This window comes from Kitasatospora sp. NEAU-69, assembly GCF_057158765.1.
Genome location: NZ_JBWXUE010000016.1, coordinates 56,530 through 80,819 on the forward strand (window position 1 = coordinate 56,530; position 24,290 = coordinate 80,819).

The 24,290-nt window shown below is 72.5% G+C and carries 18 protein-coding genes; 6 read left to right on the plus strand and 12 right to left on the minus strand.

Annotated elements, in window-relative coordinates; genetic code table 11:
* Positions 1 to 8: 8 nt before the first annotated feature.
* The 7 genes from AC060L_RS20025 to AC060L_RS20055 form a co-directional block, all read right to left on the minus strand.
* Positions 9 to 1,112, minus strand: coding sequence for an N-acetylglucosamine kinase (locus AC060L_RS20025; RefSeq protein WP_483800180.1), 1,104 nt, complete (start codon positions 1,110 to 1,112; stop codon positions 9 to 11).
* 36 nt (positions 1,113 to 1,148) lie between these two features.
* Positions 1,149 to 2,468, minus strand: coding sequence for a 6-phospho-beta-glucosidase (locus tag AC060L_RS20030; protein WP_483800181.1), 1,320 nt, complete (start codon positions 2,466 to 2,468; stop codon positions 1,149 to 1,151).
* The gene (locus tag AC060L_RS20035) at positions 2,468 to 3,376 is read right to left on the minus strand and encodes a carbohydrate ABC transporter permease (RefSeq protein WP_483800182.1); all 909 of its coding nucleotides are present in this window, start codon (positions 3,374 to 3,376) and stop codon (positions 2,468 to 2,470) included. The genes AC060L_RS20030 and AC060L_RS20035 overlap by 1 nt, the downstream gene beginning before the upstream one ends.
* A gap of 6 nt (positions 3,377 to 3,382) precedes the next feature.
* Positions 3,383 to 4,369 carry a carbohydrate ABC transporter permease gene (locus tag AC060L_RS20040; RefSeq protein ID WP_483800183.1) on the minus strand — a complete coding sequence of 329 codons (987 nt, stop codon included), beginning with the start codon at positions 4,367 to 4,369 and terminating at the stop codon, positions 3,383 to 3,385.
* Between the two features lie 8 nt (positions 4,370 to 4,377).
* Positions 4,378 to 5,739 carry an ABC transporter substrate-binding protein gene (locus tag AC060L_RS20045; protein ID WP_483800184.1) on the minus strand — a complete coding sequence of 454 codons (1,362 nt, stop codon included), beginning with the start codon at positions 5,737 to 5,739 and terminating at the stop codon, positions 4,378 to 4,380.
* A 127-nt stretch (positions 5,740 to 5,866) separates the two neighbouring features.
* Positions 5,867 to 7,078 carry an ROK family transcriptional regulator gene (locus AC060L_RS20050; RefSeq protein WP_483800185.1) on the minus strand — a complete coding sequence of 404 codons (1,212 nt, stop codon included), beginning with the start codon at positions 7,076 to 7,078 and terminating at the stop codon, positions 5,867 to 5,869.
* Positions 7,079 to 7,324: 246 nt separating this feature from the next.
* Positions 7,325 to 8,449, minus strand: coding sequence for a mechanosensitive ion channel family protein (locus AC060L_RS20055; RefSeq protein ID WP_483800186.1), 1,125 nt, complete (start codon positions 8,447 to 8,449; stop codon positions 7,325 to 7,327).
* A 368-nt stretch (positions 8,450 to 8,817) separates the two neighbouring features.
* Between AC060L_RS20055 and AC060L_RS20060 the strand changes: the two genes are divergently transcribed.
* Positions 8,818 to 9,435, plus strand: a complete 618-nt coding sequence (locus AC060L_RS20060; RefSeq protein WP_483800187.1) for an HNH endonuclease — start codon at positions 8,818 to 8,820, stop codon at positions 9,433 to 9,435.
* Positions 9,436 to 9,543: 108 nt separating this feature from the next.
* Positions 9,544 to 10,260: an HAD family hydrolase gene (locus AC060L_RS20065; protein WP_483800188.1), complete on the plus strand. Its 717-nt coding sequence runs from the start codon at positions 9,544 to 9,546 to the stop codon at positions 10,258 to 10,260.
* A 16-nt stretch (positions 10,261 to 10,276) separates the two neighbouring features.
* Here AC060L_RS20065 and AC060L_RS20070 read toward each other — a convergent pair whose 3' ends face one another.
* A complete protein-coding gene (locus AC060L_RS20070; RefSeq protein WP_483800189.1) occupies positions 10,277 to 14,677 on the minus strand; it encodes a beta-N-acetylglucosaminidase domain-containing protein in 4,401 nt (1,466 codons plus the stop codon).
* Positions 14,678 to 15,242: 565 nt separating this feature from the next.
* Between AC060L_RS20070 and malQ the strand changes: the two genes are divergently transcribed.
* Both malQ and AC060L_RS20080 read left to right on the plus strand, forming a co-directional pair.
* The gene (malQ, locus tag AC060L_RS20075) at positions 15,243 to 17,381 is read left to right on the plus strand and encodes a 4-alpha-glucanotransferase (protein ID WP_483800300.1); all 2,139 of its coding nucleotides are present in this window, start codon (positions 15,243 to 15,245) and stop codon (positions 17,379 to 17,381) included.
* 21 nt (positions 17,382 to 17,402) lie between these two features.
* Positions 17,403 to 17,648 (plus strand): hypothetical protein, encoded by a 246-nt coding sequence (locus AC060L_RS20080; RefSeq protein WP_483800190.1) that lies wholly within the window; start codon positions 17,403 to 17,405, stop codon positions 17,646 to 17,648.
* A gap of 75 nt (positions 17,649 to 17,723) precedes the next feature.
* On the opposite strand, the gene AC060L_RS20085 is transcribed toward AC060L_RS20080, so the two are convergent.
* Complete coding sequence (locus AC060L_RS20085; protein ID WP_483800191.1) at positions 17,724 to 18,449, minus strand: VIT1/CCC1 transporter family protein; 726 nt, start codon at positions 18,447 to 18,449, stop codon at positions 17,724 to 17,726.
* A 219-nt stretch (positions 18,450 to 18,668) separates the two neighbouring features.
* On the opposite strand from AC060L_RS20085, the gene AC060L_RS20090 reads away from it, so the two are divergent.
* Entirely contained in the window at positions 18,669 to 20,231 is a 1,563-nt protein-coding gene (locus AC060L_RS20090) for a sigma-70 family RNA polymerase sigma factor (RefSeq protein ID WP_483800192.1), read from the plus strand.
* A 5-nt stretch (positions 20,232 to 20,236) separates the two neighbouring features.
* Here AC060L_RS20090 and AC060L_RS20095 read toward each other — a convergent pair whose 3' ends face one another.
* Positions 20,237 to 21,193, minus strand: coding sequence for an EamA family transporter (locus tag AC060L_RS20095; protein WP_483800193.1), 957 nt, complete (start codon positions 21,191 to 21,193; stop codon positions 20,237 to 20,239).
* Between the two features lie 157 nt (positions 21,194 to 21,350).
* Here AC060L_RS20095 and AC060L_RS20100 point away from each other — a divergent pair, with 157 nt between their 5' ends.
* Complete coding sequence (locus tag AC060L_RS20100; RefSeq protein ID WP_483800194.1) at positions 21,351 to 21,875, plus strand: MarR family winged helix-turn-helix transcriptional regulator; 525 nt, start codon at positions 21,351 to 21,353, stop codon at positions 21,873 to 21,875.
* Positions 21,876 to 21,888: 13 nt separating this feature from the next.
* On the opposite strand, the gene AC060L_RS20105 is transcribed toward AC060L_RS20100, so the two are convergent.
* Positions 21,889 to 22,731 carry a glycosyltransferase family 2 protein gene (locus tag AC060L_RS20105; RefSeq protein WP_483800301.1) on the minus strand — a complete coding sequence of 281 codons (843 nt, stop codon included), beginning with the start codon at positions 22,729 to 22,731 and terminating at the stop codon, positions 21,889 to 21,891.
* A gap of 125 nt (positions 22,732 to 22,856) precedes the next feature.
* Positions 22,857 to 23,897, minus strand: coding sequence for an HNH endonuclease (locus AC060L_RS20110; RefSeq protein WP_483800195.1), 1,041 nt, complete (start codon positions 23,895 to 23,897; stop codon positions 22,857 to 22,859).
* Positions 23,898 to 24,290: the final 393 nt, after the last annotated feature.

Here is a 24,290-nt window from a genome sequence, read left to right on the forward strand (position 1 = left end):
GGACGGGCTCAGGCAGCCGTCGCGGCGGCCGTCGTACCCGCGTACGTCGTCCGCAGCCGCTGCTGCGCCGCCGCGCCGCCGCCCAGGCCGGCCGCCGCCAGCCGGTCGAGGCCGAGCAGCGCCGCGCCCAGGACCGGCGGTGCGGTGACGATCCGCGGCACCGCGAGTGGGGCGGCCGAGCGCAGCCGGTCCGTCAGGTTGTCCAGCAGCAGCGGGTGGCGCGCCGCGAGCACCCCGCCGCCGAGCACCAGCGGTGCGGGCTCCGCGAGCAGGTCGAGCCGGCGCAGGGCGACCACCGCCAGCCTGGCGATCTCGTCCGCCTGACGGTCGACCAGCGCCAGCGCGGCCGGATCGCCCGCCTCGGCGCAGCGGAAGAGCACCGGGACGATCTCGTGCAGCCGGTCGCGGCCGAGTTCGCCGAGGTGGCTCGCCTCGGCGACCGCGGTCGCGCTCGGCAGGGCGAAGTGCGCGGCGATCGCGGTCGCCAGGGTGGTGGCCGGGCCGCGGCCGTCCTCCGCCCGGGTCGCGTGCCACATCGCTTCTGCCGCCAGGCTGCTGCCGCCACCCCAGTCGCCGGTCAGCTGGCCGAGGGCGGGGAACCGGGCGGTCCGGCCGTCGGGGAGCAGTCCGGCGCAGTTGATCCCGGCGCCGCAGACCACCGCGACCCCGCGCGGGGTGTCGGTGCCGGCCCGAAGCAGGCCGAAGGTGTCGTTCGCGACGGCGACCGTGCGACCCCAGCCCCAGCCGGTCAGCGCTCGCTCCAACTGCTGTTCCTCGACCGGGAGATCGGCGTTGGCCAGGCAGGCGCTGAGGTGCTCGGCGAGCGGGGCGGCGCTGCCGTTGTTCCCGCCGCCGCCACCGCCACCGCCGCCGGTGCCCGGAGCGAGCCCGGCTGCGGCCGCCGCGGCCGCGACCAGCGGCGCGAGCGCGGCGACGGCCGCCTCCGGGCCGTCCAGGTGCGGGGTGAAGCCGCCGCCGCGTGCGGCGCCCAGCAGCCGGCCGTCGGTGGCGACCAGCGCGACATCGGTCTTGCTGTTGCCGGCGTCGATCGCCAGCACACCGGCCGGCGCGGCCGACGTGCTGAGGTGTGGTGTCAACTGGTGGTGGTCCATCGTTCCCCGAGTCAGTGGATGCGGTGGGTGCGCGGCTCAGGCCCAGGCGAGATGGGCCCGGTTGTGCGCGAGCAGGCGGTCCGTCAGCTGGTCGGCGAGTTCGATCTGGCCGACCAGCGGGTGCGCCAGCAGCGCATCGAAGACCCGGTCCCGGCCGCCCTTCAGCGCCGCCTCCAGCGCGAGCTGCTCGTACGCCGTCACGCTCGCGATCAGGCCGGCGAAGAGCGGCTCGACCGCGCGCTGCGGCAGCGGCCGCACACCGTTCGCGTCCACCTCGGCGGGCACCTCGATCACCGCGTCGTCGGGGAGGAACGGCAGGATCCCGTCGTTGCGGGTGTTCACCACCTGGACGTCCACCGCCGCTCCGGCCGCTCCGGCTGCTGCGGCCGCGTCGGCGGACGTGCCGAGCAGCGCCGCGATCAGCTGCACCGCCGCCTCCGAGTAGAACGCCCCGCCGCGCTTGCCGAGCAGCTCCGGCTTCTCGTCCAGCGTCGGGTCCGCGTACATCTCCAGCAACTGCCGCTCGATCTCGGCGACTTGAGCGGCCCGTGAGCCGCTCGCCCGCAACTCCTCCACCACCACGTCGTGCTGGTAGAAGTACCGCAGGTAGTACGAGGGCACCACGCCGAGCCGCCGGATCACCGGCAGCGGCAGGTGCAGGTCCTCGGCGATCGCCTCGCCGAACCCGCCGAGCAGCTCCGGCAGCACCTCCCGGCCGCCGGTGGCGCCCGGCGCGTCCAGCAGGGTGACGCCGCGCTCCCAGGTCAGGTGGTTCAGCCCGACGTGGTCGAGCCGGATCAACTCCGGTGCCACGCCGAGGTGTCCGGCGAACTTGCGCTGGAAACCGATCGCCACGTTGCACAGCCCGACGGCCTTGTGGCCGGCGGTCTGCAGTGCCCGGGTGACGATGCCCACCGGGTTGGTGAAGTCGACGATCCACGCGTCGGGGTTGGCCCGCCGGACCCGCTCGGCGATGTCCAGCACCACCGGGACCGTTCGCAGCGCCTTGGCCAGCCCGCCCGCGCCGGTGGTCTCCTGGCCCACGCAGCCGCACTCCAGCGGCCAGGTCTCGTCCTCGTTGCGGGCGGCCTGGCCGCCGACCCGCAGTTGCAGCAGCACCGCGTCGGCCCCGGCCGTGCCGGCATCGACGTCGGAGGTGGTGGAGACCACCGCCGGGTGGCCCTGCCTGGCGAAGATCCGCCGGGCCAGGCCGCCGATCAACTCCAGCCGGTCGGCGGCCGGATCGATCAGCACGAGTTCGCCGATCGGCAGGCTGTCGCGCAACCGCGCGAAGCCGTCGATGAGTTCGGGTGTGTAGGTGGATCCGCCGCCGACGATGGCGAGTTTGAGGGACATCAGCCCTTGACCCCTGTCAGTGTCACGCCTTCGATGAAGGCTTTCTGTGCGAAGAAGAAGAGAACGATGACGGGTGCCATGACGAGGAGGGTTGCTGCCATGGTGAGGTTCCAGTTCGTGTGGTGCGCGCTCTTGAACGACTCCAGGCCGTAACTGAGCGTCCAGGCACCGGGGTTCTCGCTGGAGTAGATCTGCGGCCCGAAGTAGTCGTTCCAGCAGTAGAAGAACTGGAACAGCGCGACCGCCGCGATGGCCGGCCGGGCCATCGGCACGATCACCCGCAGCAGCGTGCGCAGGTCCCCGCAGCCGTCCACCCGGGCGGCCTCGGTGTACTCCTTCGGGATGGTCAGCAGGAACTGCCGCAGCAGGAAGATCGAGAACGCGTCACCGAAGGCCATCGGGATGATCAACGGCCAGAGCGTGCCGGTCAGATGGAGCTGCTTGGCCCAGAACAGGTACATCGGGATCACCGTGACCTGCGGCGGCAGCATCATCATCGAGATCACCGCCATCAGCGCCAGGTTGCGGCCGCGGAACCGGAACCGGGCCAGCGCGTAGGCGACCGGGAGGCTGGACAGCACGGTCAGCAGCGTGCCGGCCCCGGCGTACACCAGCGTGTTGCGCCACCAGGTCAGGAACCCGGGGGTGTTCCAGGCCTTGGCGTAGTTGCCCCACTGCCAGTGCTGCGGCCAGAAGTCCGAGGTGAGCGCCTGGCGGTCGGTCATCACCGAGGTGAGGAAGACGAAGACGAACGGCAGCAGGAAGAAGAGCGCGGCGGCGATGGCGAGCGAGTGCACCGCGACCCAGTGCAGCGCGGCGCGCCGGCGGGCGGCCTGCCGGGCGGCGGTCCGGAGCCCGGCCGGTGCGGCGCGTCCGGACAGTGCGGAAGTCGGGGAAGTCAGCGTCATCAGGGGTCAGTCCTCGCTCGACAGGAAGCCGGCCCGACGGCGCAGCAGCAGGGAGGTGAAGGCCATCGAGAGCGCGAACAGCACCAGGGCCACCACGCACGCGGAGCCGGTGTCGAAGCGCTGGAAGCCCAGGTTGTAGACCATCTGCGGCAGCGTCCAGGTGGAGCCGTGCGGGTAGCCCGGTTCGAAGGTCTGGCCGGAGCCGCCGATGATGCCGCTGGCGACCTTCCCCGCGACGATCGCCTGTGTGTAGTACTGCATGGTCTGGATCACGCCGGTCACCACCGCGAACATCACGATCGGCGAGATGTTCGGCAGCGTCACGTAGCGGAACCGCTGCCACGGTCCGGCGCCGTCCAACTCGGCGGCCTCGTACTGCTCCCTGGGCACGTCCAGCAGTGCGGCCATGAAGATCACCATCAGGTCGCCGATGCCCCACATGGCGAGCAGTGTCAGGGCCGGCTTCGACCAGGTGGGGTCGTTGAACCAGCCCGGCTGCGGCAGTCCGAGGTCGCCGAGGAAGTGGTTGACCGGCCCGGTGCCCGGGTTGAGCAGGAACGCGAAGGCGATCGTGGCGGCCACCGGTGGTGCCAGGTACGGCAGGTAGAAGGCGGTGCGGAAGAAGCCGGCGCCGCTCTTCACCTTGGTGATCAGCAGCCCGATCCCCAGCCCGAAGGCCACCCGCAGCGTGACCATCGCGACGACCAGCCAGAGCGTGTTGCGCAGCCCCTGCCAGAAGAACGGGTAGCTGGTGAAGACGTACGTCCAGTTCTTCAGGCCGGTGAAGACCGGGGCGCTGAAGCCGTCGTACTTCATGAAGGAGAAGTAGACGGTCGAGATCAGCGGGTAGGCGAAGAAGACGCAGAAGCCGATCAGCCAGGGCGAGAGGAACGCGACGGTGCGGGCGGCCTCGCGCCGGCGCTTGCGGCGTAGCGCGGGCGCGACGCCGCCGGGCCGGCTGGAGTCGGGCCGGATGGAGTCCAACAGTGCCATGGCCGTGGTCACTTCGCCTGGGCGATCGCGGCGTCGATCTCCTTGTCGGTGGCCTTGAGGCCGGCCGCCAGGTCGGTCTGCTTGCCGCTCTCCACGTCGTAGCCGAGGTTCTGCAGGCTCACCTGGTACGCGCCGCCGTTGATGCTGGCGGGCGTGGTGCTGGAGTTGGGGTTCCTGGCGATGTCCAGGAACGTCTTGAAGTTCGGATCGCTGGTCAGCTTCGGCGAGTCGAGTGCGGCGATGGTGCTCGGCACGTTGTGGATCGCGTTCGCGAAGCTCACCACCGCGTCGGTGTCGGTGGTCAGGTACTTCACCAACTCCCAGGCGGCGGACTGCTTCTTGCTGCCCTGCGCGATGCCGACGATGGTGCCGGTCTGGTAGCCGCGGCCGTACGTGCTCGCCAGCGCGTCCGGCACCGGGAACGGCGCGGTCGCCCAGTCGATCGAGGCACTGTCGTCGGCGATCGACTGGGTGCGCCACTCGCCGTCGATCGCCATCGCGACCTGGCCGGTCTCGAACGGGTTCTTGGCGCTGAACTCGTCGCCGAACGTGGTGCGGAACTTCTCCAGCTTGTCGAAGCCGCCCAGCTTGCCGACCAGGTTCTTCTGCCAGGTCAGCATGTCGGTGACGGTCGGGTCGGCGGCCAGGTTCGACTTGCCGTCCGCGGTGAAGTACTCGGTGCCCCACTGGCCGAGGTAGTGCGCGGGGGCCGACTCGTAGCCGTGGTAGTCCGGCATGAAGCCGAGCTGCTGGTAGCCGTCGCCGCTGGGGATGGTCAACTTCACCGCGTCGGCGTCGAATTCGCTGAGCGTCTTCGGGGGAGCGGTGATGCCGGCGGCGGCGAACGCCTTCTTGTTGTAGTACAGCCCGTACGTGTCGCCGAGCAGCGGCAGCGAGCACTGGTCGCCCTGGAAGGCGCTGTACTTGAGCATCGCCGCCGGGAACGTGGCGGCCGGGTCGATGCCGTCCTTCTTCAGGAACGGCGTCAGGTCGGCCCAGACCTTGGAGGCGCAGAACTTGCCGACGTTGTCGGTGGTGAACGAGGAGACCACGTCCGGGGCGTCCGGCCCGCCGGCCCGCAGCGCCTGCTCGCTCTTGTCGTCCGAGACGTTGGCGACGACGTTGACGTGGATGTTCGGGTGCAGCTTCTCGAAGCCGGCGATGTTGGCGTTGATCGCCTTGGTCTCGTTGTCCTGGCTCCAGCCGTGCCAGAACGTGATGGTGACGTCCTTGCCGCCGGCCGAGCCGTCGGCCGCGCTGCCGGTGGAGTCGGTGCCGGTGCAGGCGCCGGCCAGCAGTGCGACGGACGCGCTCAGCGCGATCGCGGCGGCCAGCCGATGGGATCCGCCGGGGGTGCGGGTGCTGCTCACGGTGGTCCTCCTGGGGGTGCGGGGGCAGGCGTCATCGCCCGTCCGCCCGATGGGGGAGAAGGGGAACGGTGGAGCGGGGTGCGGGTGTGGGTGCGGGGTGTGGGGTGCGGTGGGTGGTTTCGTGATGTCAGGCGGTGGTGAAGACCGTCTCCCGGGCGGCGGTCAGCGCGCGTTGCAGCGCGCCGTGCAGCACGGGTGAGCCGGGCACGCTGCTACTGCGCAGCACCGGGCGGGGCACCGCCAGCCCGGTCAGCTCCTCCTGGACGAGCTCGCGCAGCCGCTCGCCGCCGGCGGTCGGGATCCCGCCGGAGAGCACGACCAGCTCGGGGTCGATCACCGCCACGATCGCGGCCAGCCCGGTGGCCAGCCGGTTGGCCAGCACCGAGAGGAACTCGTCGCCCGCGCCGGGGGTCTCCAGCGCGCGGACGATCGCCAGCTCGGCGGTGCGGGCGGACAGCTTGTACTGCTTGGCGAGCGCCAGCACGGCGGCGGCGCCGGCCAGTTCCTGGAAGCCACCGGAGTTCTCCCGGCGGACGTTGCGGATCACCGGCGCACCGGGCACCGGCATGTACCCGACCTCACCGGCGCCACCGGTGAAGCCCCGGTGCAGCCGTCCGGCGATCACGATCGCGGCGCCGACGCCCTCCTCGGCCCAGAGCAGCACGAAGTCCTCGCAGCCCTGCGCCGAGCCGATCGCCCGCTCGGCCACGGCGGCCAGGTTGACGTCGTTCTCGATCGCGACCGGCGCACCGAGCGCCTGCTCCAGTTCGGACGGCAGCCTGGGCGAGTGCCAGCCGGGCAGGTGGGCGGCGTACCGCAGCTTGCCGGTGTTCGGGTCCAGCGCGCCAGGGGTGCCGATGGTGATCTCGCGCAGGCTGCCGGGCGCGAGCCCGGCCTGCCGGAGCGTCTCGGTGATCCCCTCGGTGACCCGCTGCACGGTTCCGCCGGCCTGCCGCCCGGGAGTCGGCAGCAGCAGCTCGGCGAGCGTGCGGCCGGTGATGTCGGCCACCGCGAACCGGATCTGGCTGGGCGTCACATCGAGTCCGGCCACGTAGCCGGCCGCCGGATTCACCTGGTACAGCTGCGCGTTCGGGCCGGGGCCGCCGGCCGTGGTGCCGACCGGGATCACCAGCTCGGCCGCCTCCAGCCGGGCGAGCAGCTGGGAGGCGGTCGGCTTGGAGAGGCCGGTCAGCGCGCCGATCCGGGTGCGCGACAGGGGCCCGTGCTCCAGCAGCAGGTCGAGCGCAGCCCGGTCGTTGATCGCCCGAAGCCGGCTCGGGGTGCCGGGACGCGGAGCGGTGGTGGCGGAGCCTGCGGCGGGGCGGGTGGTGTCGTTCACGTGCTGATCCTCCTCCGGCGGCGGGTTCCGGCGCGAGCCCGGGGGGGACGGGCTCGCGATGATTGGAAACTTTACTAACAGTTCCCGCCCGGGTGTCAATGACCGTGCGCGCAGTGAATGTGGATCCGTCCGGCTTCGGCTCGGTGCGCAGGCCGTCCACACCGACCGCAGGCAGCCGGGAAACGACGACGGAGCCCCGCCCTCCACGGCGAGTGGGGGGCGGGGCTCCGTCGTGCTCTGGCGGCGTTACGGCAGCTTGCTGAAGGCCTGCTGCTCCTCCGGGCTCGGTGGCGGTATCGGTCGGCTGGCCAGCGAGCGGGCCGAGGCCGGGTCGGCCAGCGCGGACGGCGGCAGCGCGTCCGCCGGCGCCGTGGGCTTCGGCACGGTGCCGGACGCCGGGGAAGCGGCCGGATCCTCCTTGAGCTTGATCCCGGCCACGTCGAACGCGGTCTTCAGCCGCTGGCGCAGCCCGCGGGCGACCAGCGCCGCCTTGCTCGGCATGGTCCTGGCCTCCACCCGCACCACCACGGTGTCCGCCGAGACCGACTCCACGCCGAGCACCTGCACCGGCTCCCAGAGCAGCTCGTCCCAGGGGGCCTCCTTGGCGAACACCTCGGACGTCGCGAGGATCAGCTGCTCCACCCGGACCAGGTCCTCGGTGTACCCGACCTGGACGTCCACGGTCGCCGTGGACCAGCCCTGGCTCATGTTGGCGATCCGCTTCACCTCGCCGTTGCGGATGTACCAGATCTCGCCGCCCGCCCCGCGCAGCTTGGTCACGCGCAGGCCGACCTCCAGCACGGTCCCGGTGGCGACGCCGGTGTCGATCTCGTCCCCGACGCCGTACTGGTCCTCCATGATCATGAAGACCCCGGACAGGAAGTCCGTGACCAGGTTGCGCGCACCGAAGCCGAGCGCCACACCGGCCACACCGGCGCTGGCCAGCAGCGGCGCGAGGTCCACCCCGATGTCCGAGAGCACCATCAACGCGGCGGTGCCCATGATGGTGAACGAGGCGACGCTGCGCAGCACCGAGCCGATCGCCGCCGATCGCTGCTGGCGGCGCTCGGTGTTGACCAGCAGTCCGCCGAGCCGGCTGGTGGTCTCGGCGTCCGCCACCGGCTCGCGGGTCATCCGGTGGATGAACTGGTCGATCACCTTGCGGACCACGGCCCGCAGGATCAGCGCGAGCAGCACGATGATGACGATCCGCACAGCGCCCTCGACCCAGGACTGCCAGTTCGCATCCAGCCAGCTGGCCGCCCGCTCGGTGCTGCGCGAGACGTCGGTCGGGCTGGTGGGCAGCAGGCCGGGAGTCGTCGAAGTGCCGGCGGCCTGGGGGAGGAGGGCCGGGATACCGGACCAGCTCACGGCGGGAACCTTCCTGCAGAACGGTCAAACCAGAACGGTCAAACGATTCGGAAACGGTCAAACGATTCCGCCAGCCTAGCGCTCGCCGCAGGCCCCGCCGCCCGGTCCGATCGTGCCCCGAATCGCTTTCACAGAGGCCCTGAACCACCCGCGCGGGCGCCGTGAGGGCCGTTCGAGTGCACTTCGGCGCAGGTCTGGGCATAGACCCAGAGCAACAAGTTGTGCCCGAAGCCACGCCAGCCCGTTACCCGGTAATGGTGGCGCCGTACAAAGTCGTAAGGCGACACTGGGGGTGATCGCGCAGCAATGCGCGGTCATCCGCTCGTCCCGGCGCGAGCCACGCGCCGCAGGCGTCCAAGGAGGCATCCGTGCCGCATGTCCTGGTCCTCAACGCGTCTTACGAGCCACTCGGTGTCGTATCGATGCGCCGCGCCCTCATCCTGGTCCTCAATCACAAGGCAGTCAGCCTGGAGGACTCGGGTGTCACTATGCACAGCGCCACCAGCGCCGTTTCGGCGCCCTCCGTAGTGCGGCTCACCCGGTTCGTCCGGGTCCCGTTCTGCGGGCCGGTTCCCCTCACCCGCCGCGCACTCTTCGCCCGTGACCACGGGCGCTGCGTCTACTGCGGGGCCGCCGCGACCAGCGTCGACCACGTCATCCCGCGCAGCCGTGGCGGGCAGCACCGCTGGGACAACGTCGTGGCGGCCTGCCGCCGCTGCAACCACGTCAAGGCCGACCGCCACCTGACCGAGCTCGGGTGGCGGATGAAGCGACCTCCGGCCCCGCCCAGCGGGCTGGCCTGGCGCATCATCGGCACCGGGATCAGGGACCCGCGCTGGCGGCCCTACCTGGAGCCGTACGGCGGCACGGACCAGTTCCGTGACTTCGAGCACTTCGACCATACCGATCACGCGGGTCCCGCCCACGCGCTCGGCAGGTCCCGACCCGTCCACCGCGGCGAGCACCCGGAGGCGCTCACCGCCTGACCAGCAGGGCCACCGGCCACCGGTACGCCTCATGGGCCGGCGGCGCACCCCCGAGACGGGCGCGCCGCCGGCCCACCGGCTGCCCGCGTCCCCGCTAGGGTCGCCCGCATGCCACCGACAGCCGCGACGGCCGCGATAGCCGCGATCTCCTTCGACGCCGACGACACGCTCTGGGACTTCGAGCCGTCGAGCCTCGCCGCCCGCACCGCCATCGCCGCCCGCTTCACCGCCGAGGGCCTGCGCGCCCCGCACGGCCCGGTCACCGCCGAGTGGCTGAACCTGCTCCGCGACGAGGTGACCGCCGCCCGCCCGGGCGCCACCCTCGACGAGACTCGCAAGGGCGGCTTCGAGCTCGCGCTGCTGCGCTGCGGCGCCGCCGCCGACCCCGAGCGGGTCGAGGACTACTACACCGAGTACACCCGCAAGCGCTGGTTCGCCCTGGCGCTCTTCCCCGAGGTCCGCGAGGTGCTGGACGCGCTTGCCGCCCGCTTCCCGCTGGCCGTCACCACGAACGGCAACACCGACCCGGCGGTGGTCGGCCTGGACCGCCACTTCGTCTGCGTGACGAACCCGTACGAGAGCGGCTTCCAGAAGCCCGACCCGCGGATGTTCCACCTCACCGCCGAGCGCCTCGGTGTCGCGCCGGCGGCCGTGCTGCACGTCGGTGACCACCTGATCCAGGACGCGCTCGGCGCCCGCGAGGCCGGCCTTCAGGCCCGCTGGCTCAACCGCCGCGGCCCCGGCCCCAACTCCCGGCGGGCCGCCGAGGCCGGGATCGTGGAGATCCCGACCCTGGCGGCCCTGCTGGAGCTGCTGGAGGGGTAAGGCCGGTGCCGCCGGGTCAGTGCTTCGTCGCCGAGAGACTCGGCGCGGGCGTGGCCGGCGCGCTGGTCCCGGGCAGCGGCGTGCTGCCCGGGGACGGCGTCGTGCCGGGCGTGCTGCCCGCGGTCGGCGTCGGACCGGGCGTCACGCCCGGCGCGGGCGTGGCCGGCGTCGTCGGTGCCCCGCTCGGCGGCGTGCCCGGCACCCCGGTCGGAGACAGCGTGGCGGCCGGCACCCCGGGCCCGCCCGGTGCCGTGGGCGTGGTGGGCGTGCCGGGCGCGGGCGTCCCGGTCGGCGTGGGTACGGGCACCGGCACCGGGGCGCCGGGAGCGGTCCCCGGTGTCCCGGGCGTCGGCGTCGCGGCCGTCGGGCCGGTCACCGCGTACAGCTCGAAGCCGTACAGCGAGTACCCGTACTTCGACGACCGGCTGACGCCCTGCATCCGCAGGAACCGCGCGTTCGGCGCGTCGAACCGCACCGTCTCGGTGCCGCCGTGGCCGTTGGCCACGGTCGCGACCGTGGTCCAGTTCACGCCGTCCGCCGAGGCCTGGAGCTGGTAGGCCGCGGCGTAGCCGGCCTGCGAGGCCTGGAGCTGGAAGGCCGTGGGGTTGGGGGTCTGCCAGTGCAGCACCGCCTCGCCCAGGTGCGCGGCCTGCGGCAGCGCGAGCTGCACCCAGGCGTTGTCCGCGGCCGGCGAGGACCACCGGGTGGCCGGGTCGCCGTCGTTCACGTTCGAGGCCGGGGTCTTCGCCGAGTCGTCGCCGGAGGAGCTCGCGGTCGCGCCGGGCGCCAGGTCGGGGCCGCTGGTCGGGGGCACCACGTGCACCTGGAGCGTCTGACTGATCGTCGTGCCGTTGCTGCTGAAGGTCACCGGCACCTGGTACATCCCGGACGGCGTGCCGGCCGCGGCCGAGACCTGCACCGTGGTGCTGCCCTCCCCGCCGCGTGGCACGCTGACCGGCGCGCCGGGCTTGCCGGGCGCGGGCGAGGGCGTGACGGTCAGCCCGGGCGCGGTGGGCGCGGCAGCCGTACCAGCAGCACCAGCCGTACCGGGTGCACCGGGCTTGCCAGCCGCACCAGGCTCGGCCGGTGCACCACTCGCCGGAGTCGGTGCCGGCGCCGTGGCCCTGATCTCGCCGTTCGCGCCGTCCGGCCGCAGCGCGTCCACGATCGCCTGGGTCTGCGCCGGTGCGGGCGCGCCCGCGATCACGTCGAGCACCGGATCGGCCAGCGTGAGCCGGGCCAGCGGGGTGTCCGAGTACCACGGCACGATCTGGTTGACCACCGGCGCGTCCGGACCCGGCAGCCAGCTGAGCCGGACCGCCCCCGCCGGCTGGCCGCCGGCCGGCAGCTCGTTGTAGCCGGGGTGCAGCGTGCCGATGCCGGTCCAGCTGCCGTCCGCCCTGCGCACCTCGACGGTCGCGGTGGCCTGCACGTTCGGATCGGTCAGCACGGTGAGCCGGTCCAGCGGCCGGGTGCCGCCCAGGTCCACGGTGAGCGGGGTGTCGGTGGCGGTCGGTGCGGCGGCGGCCCGGTACGCGGTGTCCGGGTTGCCGTCCAGGATCGCGCTCGGCGAGGAGCCGGGGGCGGCCGCCGGGCCGCCGGTCACCGTGACCTTCGCGGTGTCCGGCGCGGTGACGCTGAACTCGCGCACCGCGAGCGCCGTCTGCTGCGTCTTGGTGGCGCGCAGCCGGATCGCCCGGACCACCACGCCGGCCGGCAGCTGCGCGGTGACGGTCTTCTGGTTGTGGACGGTCAGCAGCTGCTGCCAGCCGCCGTCGCCGGTGGAGTACTCCAGCACGCCGTCGCGCAGGTAGTCGTCGGCCGCGGCGGCCGCGTCGCTGTCGGTGGTGTTCGGATCGTCGGTGCCGCCCATCCGGACCGTCACCGAGGCCACCGGGCGCCCGTCGCCGAGGTCCACCCCGACCGAGTCGCCGACCTGCGGCGGCTGCGAGCTCCAGTAGAAGGTGCCGGGGTCGGAGTCGGCCATCAGCGCCACCGGGTGGCCGTTGGCGGCGCCGACTATCGTGCTGGTCGGCGTGAGGGTGCCGGCGCTCGCCCCGGACCAGTTGTCGGCGGCGTTGAGCGCCCGGTCCAGGAACGGGTCGAGCACGCCGGCGCCGATCGTCACCGGGCCGCCGGCCAGCTGGTCGCGCAGCCGGCGCAGCGTCACCCGGGCCTGCCAGGCGGCCGAGCCGTCGCCGCGGTGCTGGGCCAGCAGCATGTCCAGCGCGGCCTGGCCGGCCCGTCCGTACGCGCTGAGCCGGTCCAGCCAGGGCCCGGTCTCGTCGGCCAGCTCGGGGCCGGCGCCGGCCACCGAGTCGGTGCCGCGCAGCGCGTCGGGGGCGCCGGCCATGGTGCTGAACGCGGCCCGCAGCGGGTCGGCGGCCTGCTGGAGCTTGCCGAGGTCGATGCTGCCGCCGCCGGCCGGCTGCAGCTGCGCCCAGAACGCGTCGATCAGCGGGGTCAGATAAGCCGACTCCGGCGCGGAGAGCGGCGAGGAGGAGCTGTTGCCGGCCAGCGCGGTGAGCGCGGCCAGCGCGGGCCCGGCGCCGACCTGCGCGGCGCCCGCCGGGTCGCCCGGCGCGGGGGCGTTCGGGACGGCGTCGGCGGCCAGCGAGCGCAGCGCGTACTGCCAGGACGCGTCGGGCTGGTAGCCGGTCGGGTTCCACGCGTAGTCGGCCGCGGTGGCCAGCGCGATCCGGGAGGCGGCGGCCTGCTGCATGCCGGAGGTCAGCAGCACCGCCGACCGGGCGGCCAGCTCCGGGTCGCGGCCGGTGTACGGGCCGAGGTAGAGCCGGTCGGGGGTGGAGTCGTTGACCGGGTAGTTGTCCATGGTGAACAACGGGTGGCCGAAGAGCGCGGCAGTGGCGGTGGTCTGATCGGCGGTGATCTGCGCCGGGATCACCCCGACCCCGGTCCAGGCGACCTGGACGGCGTTCGCCAGCGCGCCGGCCAGCGCGGTCCGGTACGGCGTGGCGCCCTGCTGGTGGAACTCGGTGGGCACCACCGAGAGCGCGGCCAGGTCGGGGTGCTTGGCGATCAGCCGGGCCTGCACCGCGTTGGCGAGCTGGGCCTGCGCCTTGGCGGCCGCGGCCGGGCCGGTGCCGAAGGCGTGCCGGTCGGCCGAGCAGTGCCACTCGTCGTAGCTGACGTCCTGGAACTGCAGCTGGAACGCGCCGAAGCCGAGCGCGCGCATCGCCTCCAGCTTGTTCACCAGCGCCGCCACGTCGCTGCCGGAGCTGTAGCAGAAGCTCTGGTTGGGCGCGACGGCGTAGCCGAGCGTCACGTGGTTGGTCCTGGCCCGGTCGGCCAGCTTGCGCAGGTCGTCCTGCTGCGCGGCCGGGTAGGGGTCGCGCCACTGGGCCTGCCGGTACGGGTCGTCACCGGGGGAGTAGAGGAAGAAGTTCTGCTTGGTCCGGCCCAGGAAGTCGATCTGGTCGAGCCGCTGCTGGGTGGTCCACGGCGTGCCGTAGAACGACTCCGCGGTGCCGCGCACCAGCGCGCCGCTCGGCCAGTCACGGATCGTCAGGCCGGGGAACCCGAGCGCGCCGCCGCCCTGGCCCTGCCCGGCGGGCACGGCGGTGAGCAGCTGGCGCAGGCTCTGCGCGGCGTCGAAGGTGCCCTCGGCGTCCACGCCGGAGAGCACGATCGCGCCGTAGCTGCCGCCGGGCACCGGCAGTTGACCGGACGCCAGCACGTAGCCGCCGTCCGGCAGCTCGCCCGGACCCTCGACGCCGAGCTGCTGGAGCACCTGGTCGGTGGCCGGGTCGGGCTGCTCGTCCAGACCGCCGACGTAGACCACCAGCGCGCCGGGCGCGGGCGCCGCGATCGACTGCTGCGGCACCGTCACCGAGGTCGCGCCGGCCTGCGCCAGCACCTCGCGGACGGCCGCCACCGCGCCGGGGTCGGCCTGCGCGCCGGCCACCAGGGCGACCTCGGCGGGCACCGTGACCGGCTTGCCGGAGAGCATCAGCTGCTGCGGGCGCGGGTAGACCTGCGGGTTCGCCAGGCTGCCCAGCGGCGTGAGGGCCGGCGCGCTGACCGAGACGGTGGTCGCCGGGCCGTCCGCGTGCGCCGCGACCGGGCCCAGCAGGCCGCCGCCGATCACGGCGGCGGCGGAGAGCGTCGCGGCTATCCGCAGTGCCGCCTGGCGGTGCGTCAGCCGCCGCCGGGCCTGCTGGACGCGCAGCGCGGTGCCGGTGCGTTCGGCGCGGATCTCGGCGAGCAGCGGATCGGTGCCCTTGAAGTCGGCGATCAGCCGGTCCGCGGCGCGCGGGGCGACCGCGCGGGCGGTACGGGCGGTGGCGCGGCGGGTGACCAGGACGGCGGGGTGCTGAAGCGCCTCGCGCAGGGCCGGACTTTGCTTGAGCTGCTGTCGCAACCGCCTCCCGGCGGCTGCGGACACACGGGTCTGCACGGGGGCCTCCTCGCGGCCGGGGGCAGTCGGCCGAACGGGGTGATCGACGGGCGCGCGGAGACTGCACCACCGGCCCCCCGCCGACCACGCCAGACCCTCGCTGGCATACCCCACCAGGGTGACAGCGCACCTGTCAAAGTGAGCCCTTTCTATGGTCGTTCTGTCCGATATTGTCCGTGTCGCTTCGGGGCGAAGCGGACTGATGGACCGTGATGCGTGCACTGCCCGGCACGGATACGTGACCTGCCCGGCGCGCCGTCACGGGTGGCGGTGGGGTGCGGCGGGTAGGAGTGGACCCACTGATTTGCCGATCCGCCACCTCCGGTTCGCCCCGACTCTTCCGCAGGAGCCCGCGTTGGCCGCATACCTCAACAATTCCGAGAGCAGCGCTGACGACCCTTCAGCCGCCGAGCCGTCCCCCGTGGACGGGCCGCCGGCCGCCGCCGACCCGACCGTCGTCGACCCGCTGTCGCGAGCCGCCGCGCCGGCCGCCGCCACGGCCGCTGCTTCCCCCGCCGCCCCGGCCACGGCTCCCGAGGAGGTCGCCCCCGCGCCGAGCCCGGCGCTGGCCGCGCTGGCCCACGCGCACGGCGTCGACACCGGCTACGACACGGGCGACGGCCGGCTGGTCCAGGTCTCCGCGGCGACGCTGATCGCGGTGCTCGCCGCGCTCGGCGTGGACGCCGGCACGCCCGAGGCCGTCGACCGCGAGCTGGCCGAGCACCGGGCCCAGGCACACCGCCGCCTGCTGCCCGCCTGCCTGGTCACCCGGGCCGGCCGGCGCACCGCGCTCGACGTGCCGGCCGCCGCCCGGCTCAGCGTCGAGCTGGAGGACGGCGGCCACTGGCAACTGCCGCCCGGCCGCTCGCACTGGCTGCCGGCCGACCTGCCGCTCGGCCGGCACACGCTGCACGTCACGCTGGCCGACCGGGCCGAGTCGGCGGCGCTGATCGTCGCTCCCGAACGGCTGGCGCAGCGCCCCGGCCGCAGCTGGGGTTTCATGGCCCAGCTCTACTCGGTGCTCTCCGAGCGCTCCTGGGGGATGGGCGACCTCGGCGACCTGACCGAGCTGGTCCAGTGGTCCGGCGGCGAGCTGGGTGCGGACTTCGTGCAGATCAACCCGCTGCACGCGGCGCTGCCCGGCCAGCCGTCCGACCCCTCGCCGTACCGCCCGTCCTCGCGCCGCTTCGCCGACCCGGTCCACCTGCGGGTGCAGGCGGTCGCCGAGTACCCGTACGCCGAGCCCGCCCTGCGGGCCACCGTCGCCGAGCTGGCCGAGCAGGCCGGCCGACTGCGCGCCGAGGTGCTCGAGCACGACGGCCTGATCGACCGGGACGCCGTCTGGGCCGTCAAGCGCGAGGCACTGGAGCTGCTGCACACCGTCCCGCGCGGTCCGGGCCGGGAGGCCGCCTACCGCGCCTTCGTCCGGCGCGAGGGCGACTGGCTGGAGCAGTACGCGCTCTGGTGCGCGCTGGCCGAGAAGCACGGCGGCAACTGGCACGCCTGGCCCAAGGGCCTGCGCCACCCCGGCACCCCGCAGGTGGCCGCCGCGCGGGCGGAGCTCGCCGAGCGGGTCGAGTTCCACCGCTGGCTGGCCTGGCAGCTGGACGAGCAGCTCGGCGAGGCGCAGCGGTCGGCCGAGGTGGCCGGCATGGCGGTCGGGCTGATCCACGACCTGGCGATCGGCTGCCACCCCGACGGCGCCGACGCCTGGGTGCTCCAGGACACCCTGGCGGCCGGCATCTCGGTCGGCGCGCCGCCGGACGCGTTCAACGCGCACGGTCAGGACTGGGGCCTGCCGCCCTGGCGCCCCGACGCGCTGGCCGCCGCCGGCTACGCCCCGTACGCGGAGCTGCTGCGGGCCACCGTCCGGCACGCCGGCGCGATCCGGATCGATCACGTGATGGGCTCCTTCCGGCTCTGGTGGGTGCCGGCCGGCCGTCCGCCGACCGAGGGCACCTACGTGCGGTACGACGCCGAGGCGATGCTCGGCGTGCTCGCCCTGGAGGCGCACCGGGCCGGCACCGACGTGATCGGCGAGGACCTCGGCACGGTCGAGGCGGGCGTGCGCGAGGAGCTCACCGCCCGTGGCGTGCTCGGCACCTCGGTGCTCTGGTTCGAGCGGGACTGGACCGGCCGCGAGGGCGCCAAGGGCGCGCCGCTGGCACCCGCCCGCTGGCGGCGCGGTTGCCTGGCCACGCTGACCACGCACGACCTGCCGAGCACCGCCGCCCGGCTCACCGGCGAGCACGTCGAGCTGCGCCACCAGCTCGGGCTGCTGGTGCACCCGCTGGCCGAGGAGCAGGCGGCGGCGCGGGCGGAACTGGCCGACTGGCGGGCCGAACTCGTCCGGCTCGGCCTGCTGCCGGACGGCGCGCCGCTGGACCAGGAGGCGCTCTACCGGTTCCTGCTGGCCACCCCGGCCGAACTGGTCGGCGTCTGGCTGCCGGACATCGTCGGCGACCCGCGCCCGCAGAACCTGCCCGGCACCTGGGACCAGTACCCGAACTGGCGCCTGCCGATCGCCGACGCGAGCGGCCGGCCGGTCACCCTGGAGCAGCTCACCGCGGCGCCGGGCGGCACGGCGCTGGGGCGGGTCCTGACCGACGGCCTGCGGGAGGCCGCCGGCGCACCGGCCACAGGAGCACCGGTCACAGGAGCACCGGCCACCGGAAGGCCGACCCCGACGCGCGAGGCCCCATAAAGGGCCGGTACCGTGGAAATCGTGGACAAGAGGAACGCTTTGCGCGCTGGTGCGGTCTCCGCAGCGGCCACGCTGATGATGCTGCTGTCGTCGCCCGCCTTCGCCCTGACCCAGTTCGACGGCACCCAAACGGGTCCGGGTCTGAGCGTTGCCGAGAGCATCGGCCTGTACGTGGTGATCCCGATCGCCGCGTTCGCGGTCATCGCGGGCCTGGTCATGCTGGGCAGCCCTTCGGCTGAGAAGAAGAAGCAGCTCAAGCAGAAGTAGCGGACGCCGTCCGCCGTCCCCGTCGCCCCCTGGGCGGCGGGGCGGTGGCATGTGTGCGGCCACTGTCAGGGGCTGTCAGGCGTCCACCGCACCGAGCAGCGTGCCCGCCGCGTAGGTCACCGCCATCGCGAGCCCGCCGCCGAGCACGTTGCGCAGCACCGCCGGCCGCGGTGGCGCCTCCCCCAGCCGCGCGCCCAGCCAGCCGGTCAGCAGCAGCGCGCAGAGCACGGCGACCACGGTCACCGGCACCCGCAGGTTTGCCGGCGGCAGTACGATGGCCAGCAGCGGCAGCAGCGCGCCGACCGTGAAGGCCAGGCAGCTGGCCCCGGCGGCGTGCCACGGGTTCGCCATCTGCTCCGGATCGATGCCCAGCTCCACCCGGGCGTGCGCGGCCAGCGCGTCCCGCGCCGTCAACTGCTCGGCTACCTCACGGGCCAGCTGGGGCGTCAGCCCACGGCCCTCCAACAGCTCGGTCAGCTCGTCCAGTTCGGCGGCCGGCTGCTCCGCGAGCTCCCGCCGCTCGACCGCGAGCGCGGCCCGCTCCGAGTCACGCTGCGTGCTCACCGACACGTACTCGCCGGACGCCATCGACAGCGACCCCGCCAACAGCCCGGCCAGCCCGGACGCGAGCAGCGCACTCGACGAGGACGTCGCCCCGGCCACCCCGACCACCAGCCCGGCCGTCGACACGATCCCGTCGTTCGCCCCGAGCACCCCGGCTCGCAGCCAGTTCAACCGCGTCCCGAGCCCGTTGGCCCCGACATGGTGCGGTTCCACGTGCTGCGCGCTGTCGTCTTCCACCCGCCCAGTCTCCCGGCCGCCGCACCGCCGTGGCGCGGATCCACCCCTGGCGTGTCGCCCGCCCTGACCACAGCGCGCGGCGGGGTGATCCGGGTCACCATTGCCGCCCGAGAGCGGGGGTGAAATTCCTGTTATCCGACGAACTGCCTAGGGTCTCCACGTCACGGGGTCCGTGCGGACAGGACGAGCGGGACCGAGCAGGACGAGTGAGGGCAGCGGATGCGGGTCGGAGACGGGAACGACGCCGAGGCGGTCGCGGCTGCGCGCGCCGGGGACGAAGCGGCGCGCGAACAGCTGATCGCCGGGTACCTGCCGCTCGTCTACAACATCGTCGGCCGGGCGATGAACGGGCACCCGGACGTGGACGACGTGGTGCAGGAGACCATGATCCGCGTGGTCGGCGGGCTCGGTGAGCTGCGCGACCTGTCCTCGTTCCGGTCCTGGCTGGTCGCGGTCGCGATGAACGAGGTGCGCCGCAACTGGGCCGCCCGGCGCACGGGGGCCGCCGCCGCCACGCTCGACGAGGGGATGGAGCAGGTCGCCGACCCGGGCGGGGACTTCGTCGAGCTGACGATGCTCCGCCTCGGCCTGTCCGGGCAGCGCCGCGAGGTCGCCGAGGCGACCCGCTGGCTGGACGAGCGCGATCGCGACCTGCTCGCGCTCTGGTGGCTGGAGGCGGCCGGGCAGCTCACCCGGGCCGAACTGGCGGCGGCCATGGAGCTCACCCCGCAGCACGCGGCCGTCCGCGTCCAGCGGATGAAGGAGCAGCTCGAACTCAGCCGGATGGTGCTCCGGGCGCTCGCCGCCGAGCCGCGCTGCGCCGAACTCGCCGAGGTCACCGCCGCCTGGGACGGGCAGCCGAGCGCGCTGTGGCGCAAGCGGATCGCCCGGCACACCCGCGACTGCCGCCGGTGCTCGGCGGCCGGCCGGGACCTGGTGCCCGCCGAGGGGCTGCTGGCCGGCCTCGTGCTGGTGCTCCCACCGCACGGCTTCAACGGCCTGCACAGCGCGCTGACCGCCGCCAACGTGGCCGGGAAGCTGGGCAGTTCACACCTGGCCGGAGTGGGGCGGCGCGGCATCAGGCGCTCGGTGAGCCGTCTGCCGCGCCACGTCCTGCACGCGGCCGGGGCGGTCGCGGTCGGCGCGGCGGTGCTCGGCGTCGTCCTCGCGCAGCCGGGTCACCCGAGCGCGGCCCCGGCCCCGAGCTCCACCGCCACGCCGACGACGGCCGTCCTGCTCGCCACCCCGTCACCGACCCCGACTCCATCACCGAGCCCCACGCCGTCCCCTGTCCCGACCACCCCCACACCCACCCCGCCCGCGCCGAGCACCCCGCCCCCAGCACCGACTCCCACCCTTACTCCCACTCCAACTCCCACCCCCAGCCCCTCCCCGCGCGGTCTCGAACAGCAGCTGGTCGATCTGATCAACGCCCGGCGCGCGAAGAGCGGCGTCCGCCCGCTGCGCATAGACCCGCGGCTGCACGCCGCCGCACAGCAGCACTCCGACGACATGGCCGCGCACCACTACTTCGACCACGTCGACCCGAGCGGCACCAACGCCGACAGCCGGATCACGGCGGCCGGCTACGAGTGGAGCGCATGGGGCGAGAACCTCGACCAGAACCGGACGGCGCCCGCCGAGGTGCTGAACGACTGGCTGGACGGCGCGATCCACCAGCAGAACGTCCTCAACGGCCAGTACACGGACGCGGGCGTCGGCACGGCGGACGGCGGGAGCGGCGGCCTGCTCTGGACGCTCGACCTCGCCGCCCCCAACTGACCGCCTTAGCGCCCCGCCCCCACCTCCACCACCCGCTCCTCCACCTTCACCGTTCCCTTCCCCTCTACCTCCACCTGCTTTACCCTCCGCGCCGGCGCCTGGCCCACGAGCATCGCGCCGAGCGCAAGCGCCAGGCCGAGCACCTGCCACCCGGTCAGCGTCTGCCCCAGCACCACGATCCCGCCCGCGGTCGCGACCAGCGGGTTGACCAGGCCGAGGAAGGAGACCGGCCCCGCGCCGAGCCGTTCGATGCCGCGGAACCACAGCACGTACCCGAGCGCGGTGCTGAAGAGACCCAGGTAGCCGAAGCCGATCAGGTTCGCCGTGCTCAACGCGGGCGGTGCGCCCTCCAGCACGGCCGCCAGCGGGGCGAGGAACAGGCCGCCCGCGACCAGCTGCCACGCGGTCAGATCGAGCATCGTGGCCCCCTCGGGCCTGCCCCACTTGCGGGTCAGCACGGTGCCCGTCGCCATCAGCGCGATCGCGGTGACCATCGCGGCGATGCCGGCGCCGTCCAGCCGCGCGCCGCTCTTGAGCACCAGCAGCGCGACCCCGGCCACCCCGACCAGGCCGGCGAGCAGCGTCCGCCGCCCCGGCCGCACGCCGAGCAGACCGATCGAGAGTCCGGCCACGAGCAGCGGCTGGATCGCCCCGATGGTCGCCGCGACCCCGCCGGGCAGCCGATAGGCGCCGGTGAAGGTGAGCGGGAAGAACAGCCCGATGTTCAGCATGCCGAGGATGGCGGCCCGGCCCCACCACTTGCCCTTCGGCAGCTTGCGGCCGATCGCCAGCAGCAGCAGTCCCGCCGGCAGCGCGCGCATCGCCGCGAGCAGCAACGGGCGGCCCTCGGGCAGCAATTGCGTGGTCACCAGATACGTCGTGCCCCAGGCCGCGGGCGCCAGCGCCGCCGCCGCGGCCACCCCGAGCCGACCGGCCTGCCCCTTGCCTGCGAACCCAAGCACCCCACCCATGGCAGCCACCAACCCCCTCAACGTTGACTATCTTAGCGTTGAGATAAATTCTCCACCCAGGGATGTGCGAACGTCAAGTATCTCAACGCTAAGATAAATATCGGGGCCCAGGAGGCTCATCCGACGACCGGCAGGAAGGCCAGGACGCATGCGGGAGCACGAGCGCGACGCCGTTGACGACATCATCGACCAGTGGGGCCGGGCCCGCCCCGACATGAACCCCGAGGCGATGGCCCTGATCGGCCGCTTCAACCGCTTCCACAGCCATGTGGACACGGCACTGCGCGGCTACTTCGCCCAACACGGCCTGGACTTCTCCGAGTTCGACGTCCTCGCCACCCTCCGCCGGTCCGGCGAGCCGTACGAGCTGAACGCCCGCGCACTGCTCGAGTCGGCGATGGTCACCTCCGGCGCGATCACCAACCGGGTCGACAAGCTCTCCGCCAAGGGCCTGGTCGAGCGCCACCCCAGCCCGACCGACCGCCGCGCAGTGCTGATCCGGCTGACCCCGGCCGGCAAGGAACTGATCGACACGATCCTGATCGGCCACGTCGAGAACGAGGAACAGCTGATCAGCGCCCTCACCCCCGAAGAGCGCCACCAACTCGACGCCCTGCTCCGCAAGTTGCTGCTCTCCCAAGGCGACACCGGCTCACCCGCCCCCAAGCCCTGAAGGAACGCCCGCCTCAGACGACCGGCGGCCGGCCCGCCCGGGACAGGCGCCACACCGTCCGCCACCTCATCGGCCGCCGCTCACCATGCCCGCCGCGCAGCCCCTCCGCCAGACCCCTGAGCCAGACACCGAGGTTCCCCGACGACCGGAACCGCCAGACGCTGATGACCACCCAACTGGCGAGGTACACCGGGATGAGCGGGACCGGCAGCAGCCGGTAGGCAACCCAGACACGGTTGCGCGCCACCAGCCGGTAGTAGGGCTTGTGACGGGCCGGATTCGTCGCCGGGTGGTGCACCTGAACGTCCGCCGCGTACCAGCCGATCCGGCCCAGATCCCAGAGGTGCCAGGCGAGCCACACCCCTTCGTGGAACAGAAAGAAGTGCCCGGGCCACCCGCCCACGGCCGCGAAATCGGCCCGGCGCACAAGCACGATGCCCTCGGCCATCACGGTGACAATGCCCGGTCGCCCGGCATCCTTCGACCGCAGGCGCGGAACCCACCGCCCGAGCGTGGTGCCACTGGCGGGATCGACGATCCGCGGCTGGACGTAGGCGGCATCGGGGTGCCGATCGAACTCCGCGGCGAGCCGGGCGACGGTGTCCGGATCAGGCAGCACGGCGTCGTTGTCGAAGAACAGGATGAACTCGCCCTCATCCTCACCGCCCAGCGCCTCGGCGCCGACATTGCGCCCACCGGGGATGCCCAGGTTCTCCGGCAGCGAGACGGCCGTGACCCCCGGAGGCACGCAGTCCGGCTCACACCCGTTGCCCACGATCACGACCCGAAGATCAACCTCGCGCTGAGCCAGCAACGACCCCATCGCCACCTCAAGCTCGGCAGCACGATCGTTCATCGTCAACAGCACCGCATCGACACTCGGCTTACTGGACACGACGCCTACTCCGGGACTCGGCACACGGGCGGGCGACCCACCCTAGGCCACGGTCGGCAACCCGCGGGACGCAGCCGATTTGAGCGTCACATATTTTCACCCTCGGGGGTGCCTTCGGTGTGATCGTGTCTGAGTTTCGAGATAGGAGGGATTCGGCTGCTCTTGGAATTTAGTCGACTGCGGGCCACATCGTATGCCCATGCATGCGTCGAGATCTTCTTCTCTATCGAGAAGTGCTTTCCGGTGGCCGAATCCAAAACCTGGTGAAACTCGTCCATCAGACTCTGCCAGTCCGCGGCTTTGAAGTCGGAATCGCTCCAGCCGTATAGCTCCCTTAGCTCGCGCCTGACGGCAGAGAAGAAGGAGGCCGGTTCTCGATTCTGAATCCCGATCTGCATGCCGTGAGATTCCAGCCACTTCTTGTGGTCATCTGGTGCATCCAGCCATTTATCTGGGCCGTCTCGCAGCTCTGCATAGTCCACCCATGCCCAGAAGCTTTCGGCGTCAGCCGCGTCTGGTGCCTCCGCGTGATGTGCTGCGCAGAGAAGGGCGAAGTTCCGCACGTCCATGGAGCCGCCAAGTGAGGTAGGTACAACATGGGCCCGCTCCACGGGTGTGCGCCAGCACACTAGGCAGGCTGGCTCGTCCATTCCCAGGTATTCCGAGATGGCTCGCACTGTTGGGCGAGACTTCCGGTTGGCCGGTTGGTTCTCCCGGGGTCTAAGGGGAAGATTGCCGGCGTCGTATCCGTAGTCGCTTCCGTCGTCCGGGTACTGAAACTGCAGAAGATCCGGAATATCATTAACTTGCGCCTTGGAATTTTTTGCGCGGAACAGTGGGGTGTGGATTTCGGATAGATAGTCGCCAAGAAATCCCAGAGCGAAATCTTGCATCAACTCGAAAGCGTCGTGATCGAACCCCCCTGCGTCGTTCTTGTGTCCCTGGATGTCGAGATAGAGGATTCGATTGCGGTTGGGGTGGTTTGCCTGTGCCCACTGCAGGCACTCGAAGATCCGTTGGGCGGCGCGCTCAAAATTCTCGTAGACCAGCACGTCATGGTATATCGCGATGGCCTTGGGGCTTTTGGCGGGGCTTGCCCCCGGCTTCTTCTTCCTGCGATTGCTCATGGATTCCTCCCAGTTGCATGTCCTCGTCGCGTTGAGCGTTACCATGCCGCTCGGACAGTCCATTCCAGCGTCAACCAGGCTTGGTGTGGGGAGAGGTGGACTGAACTGATTGAACTTGGCAGTCCCGAGTTCCTTGTGTGACTGGAAATGATCGAGCGATAGGTGGCTGAAGGCAGGCAGGCCGCCGAGCGGGACGGTTCGATCCTCGATCGGGCGGCTTCGCCAGCACCTGGAGGTCCCGGGTGCGCCGTTGGGTATCCGGCTGAGGAGTGTTCCAGCAGGATCCTGAGTAATAGTCACGCAGTTGATCACGCACAACGACGAAGGGCCCCACCAGATCTCTCTGGCAGGGCCCTTCTCTGCTTACTACTGCACGGAGGCGGCGGGGTTCGC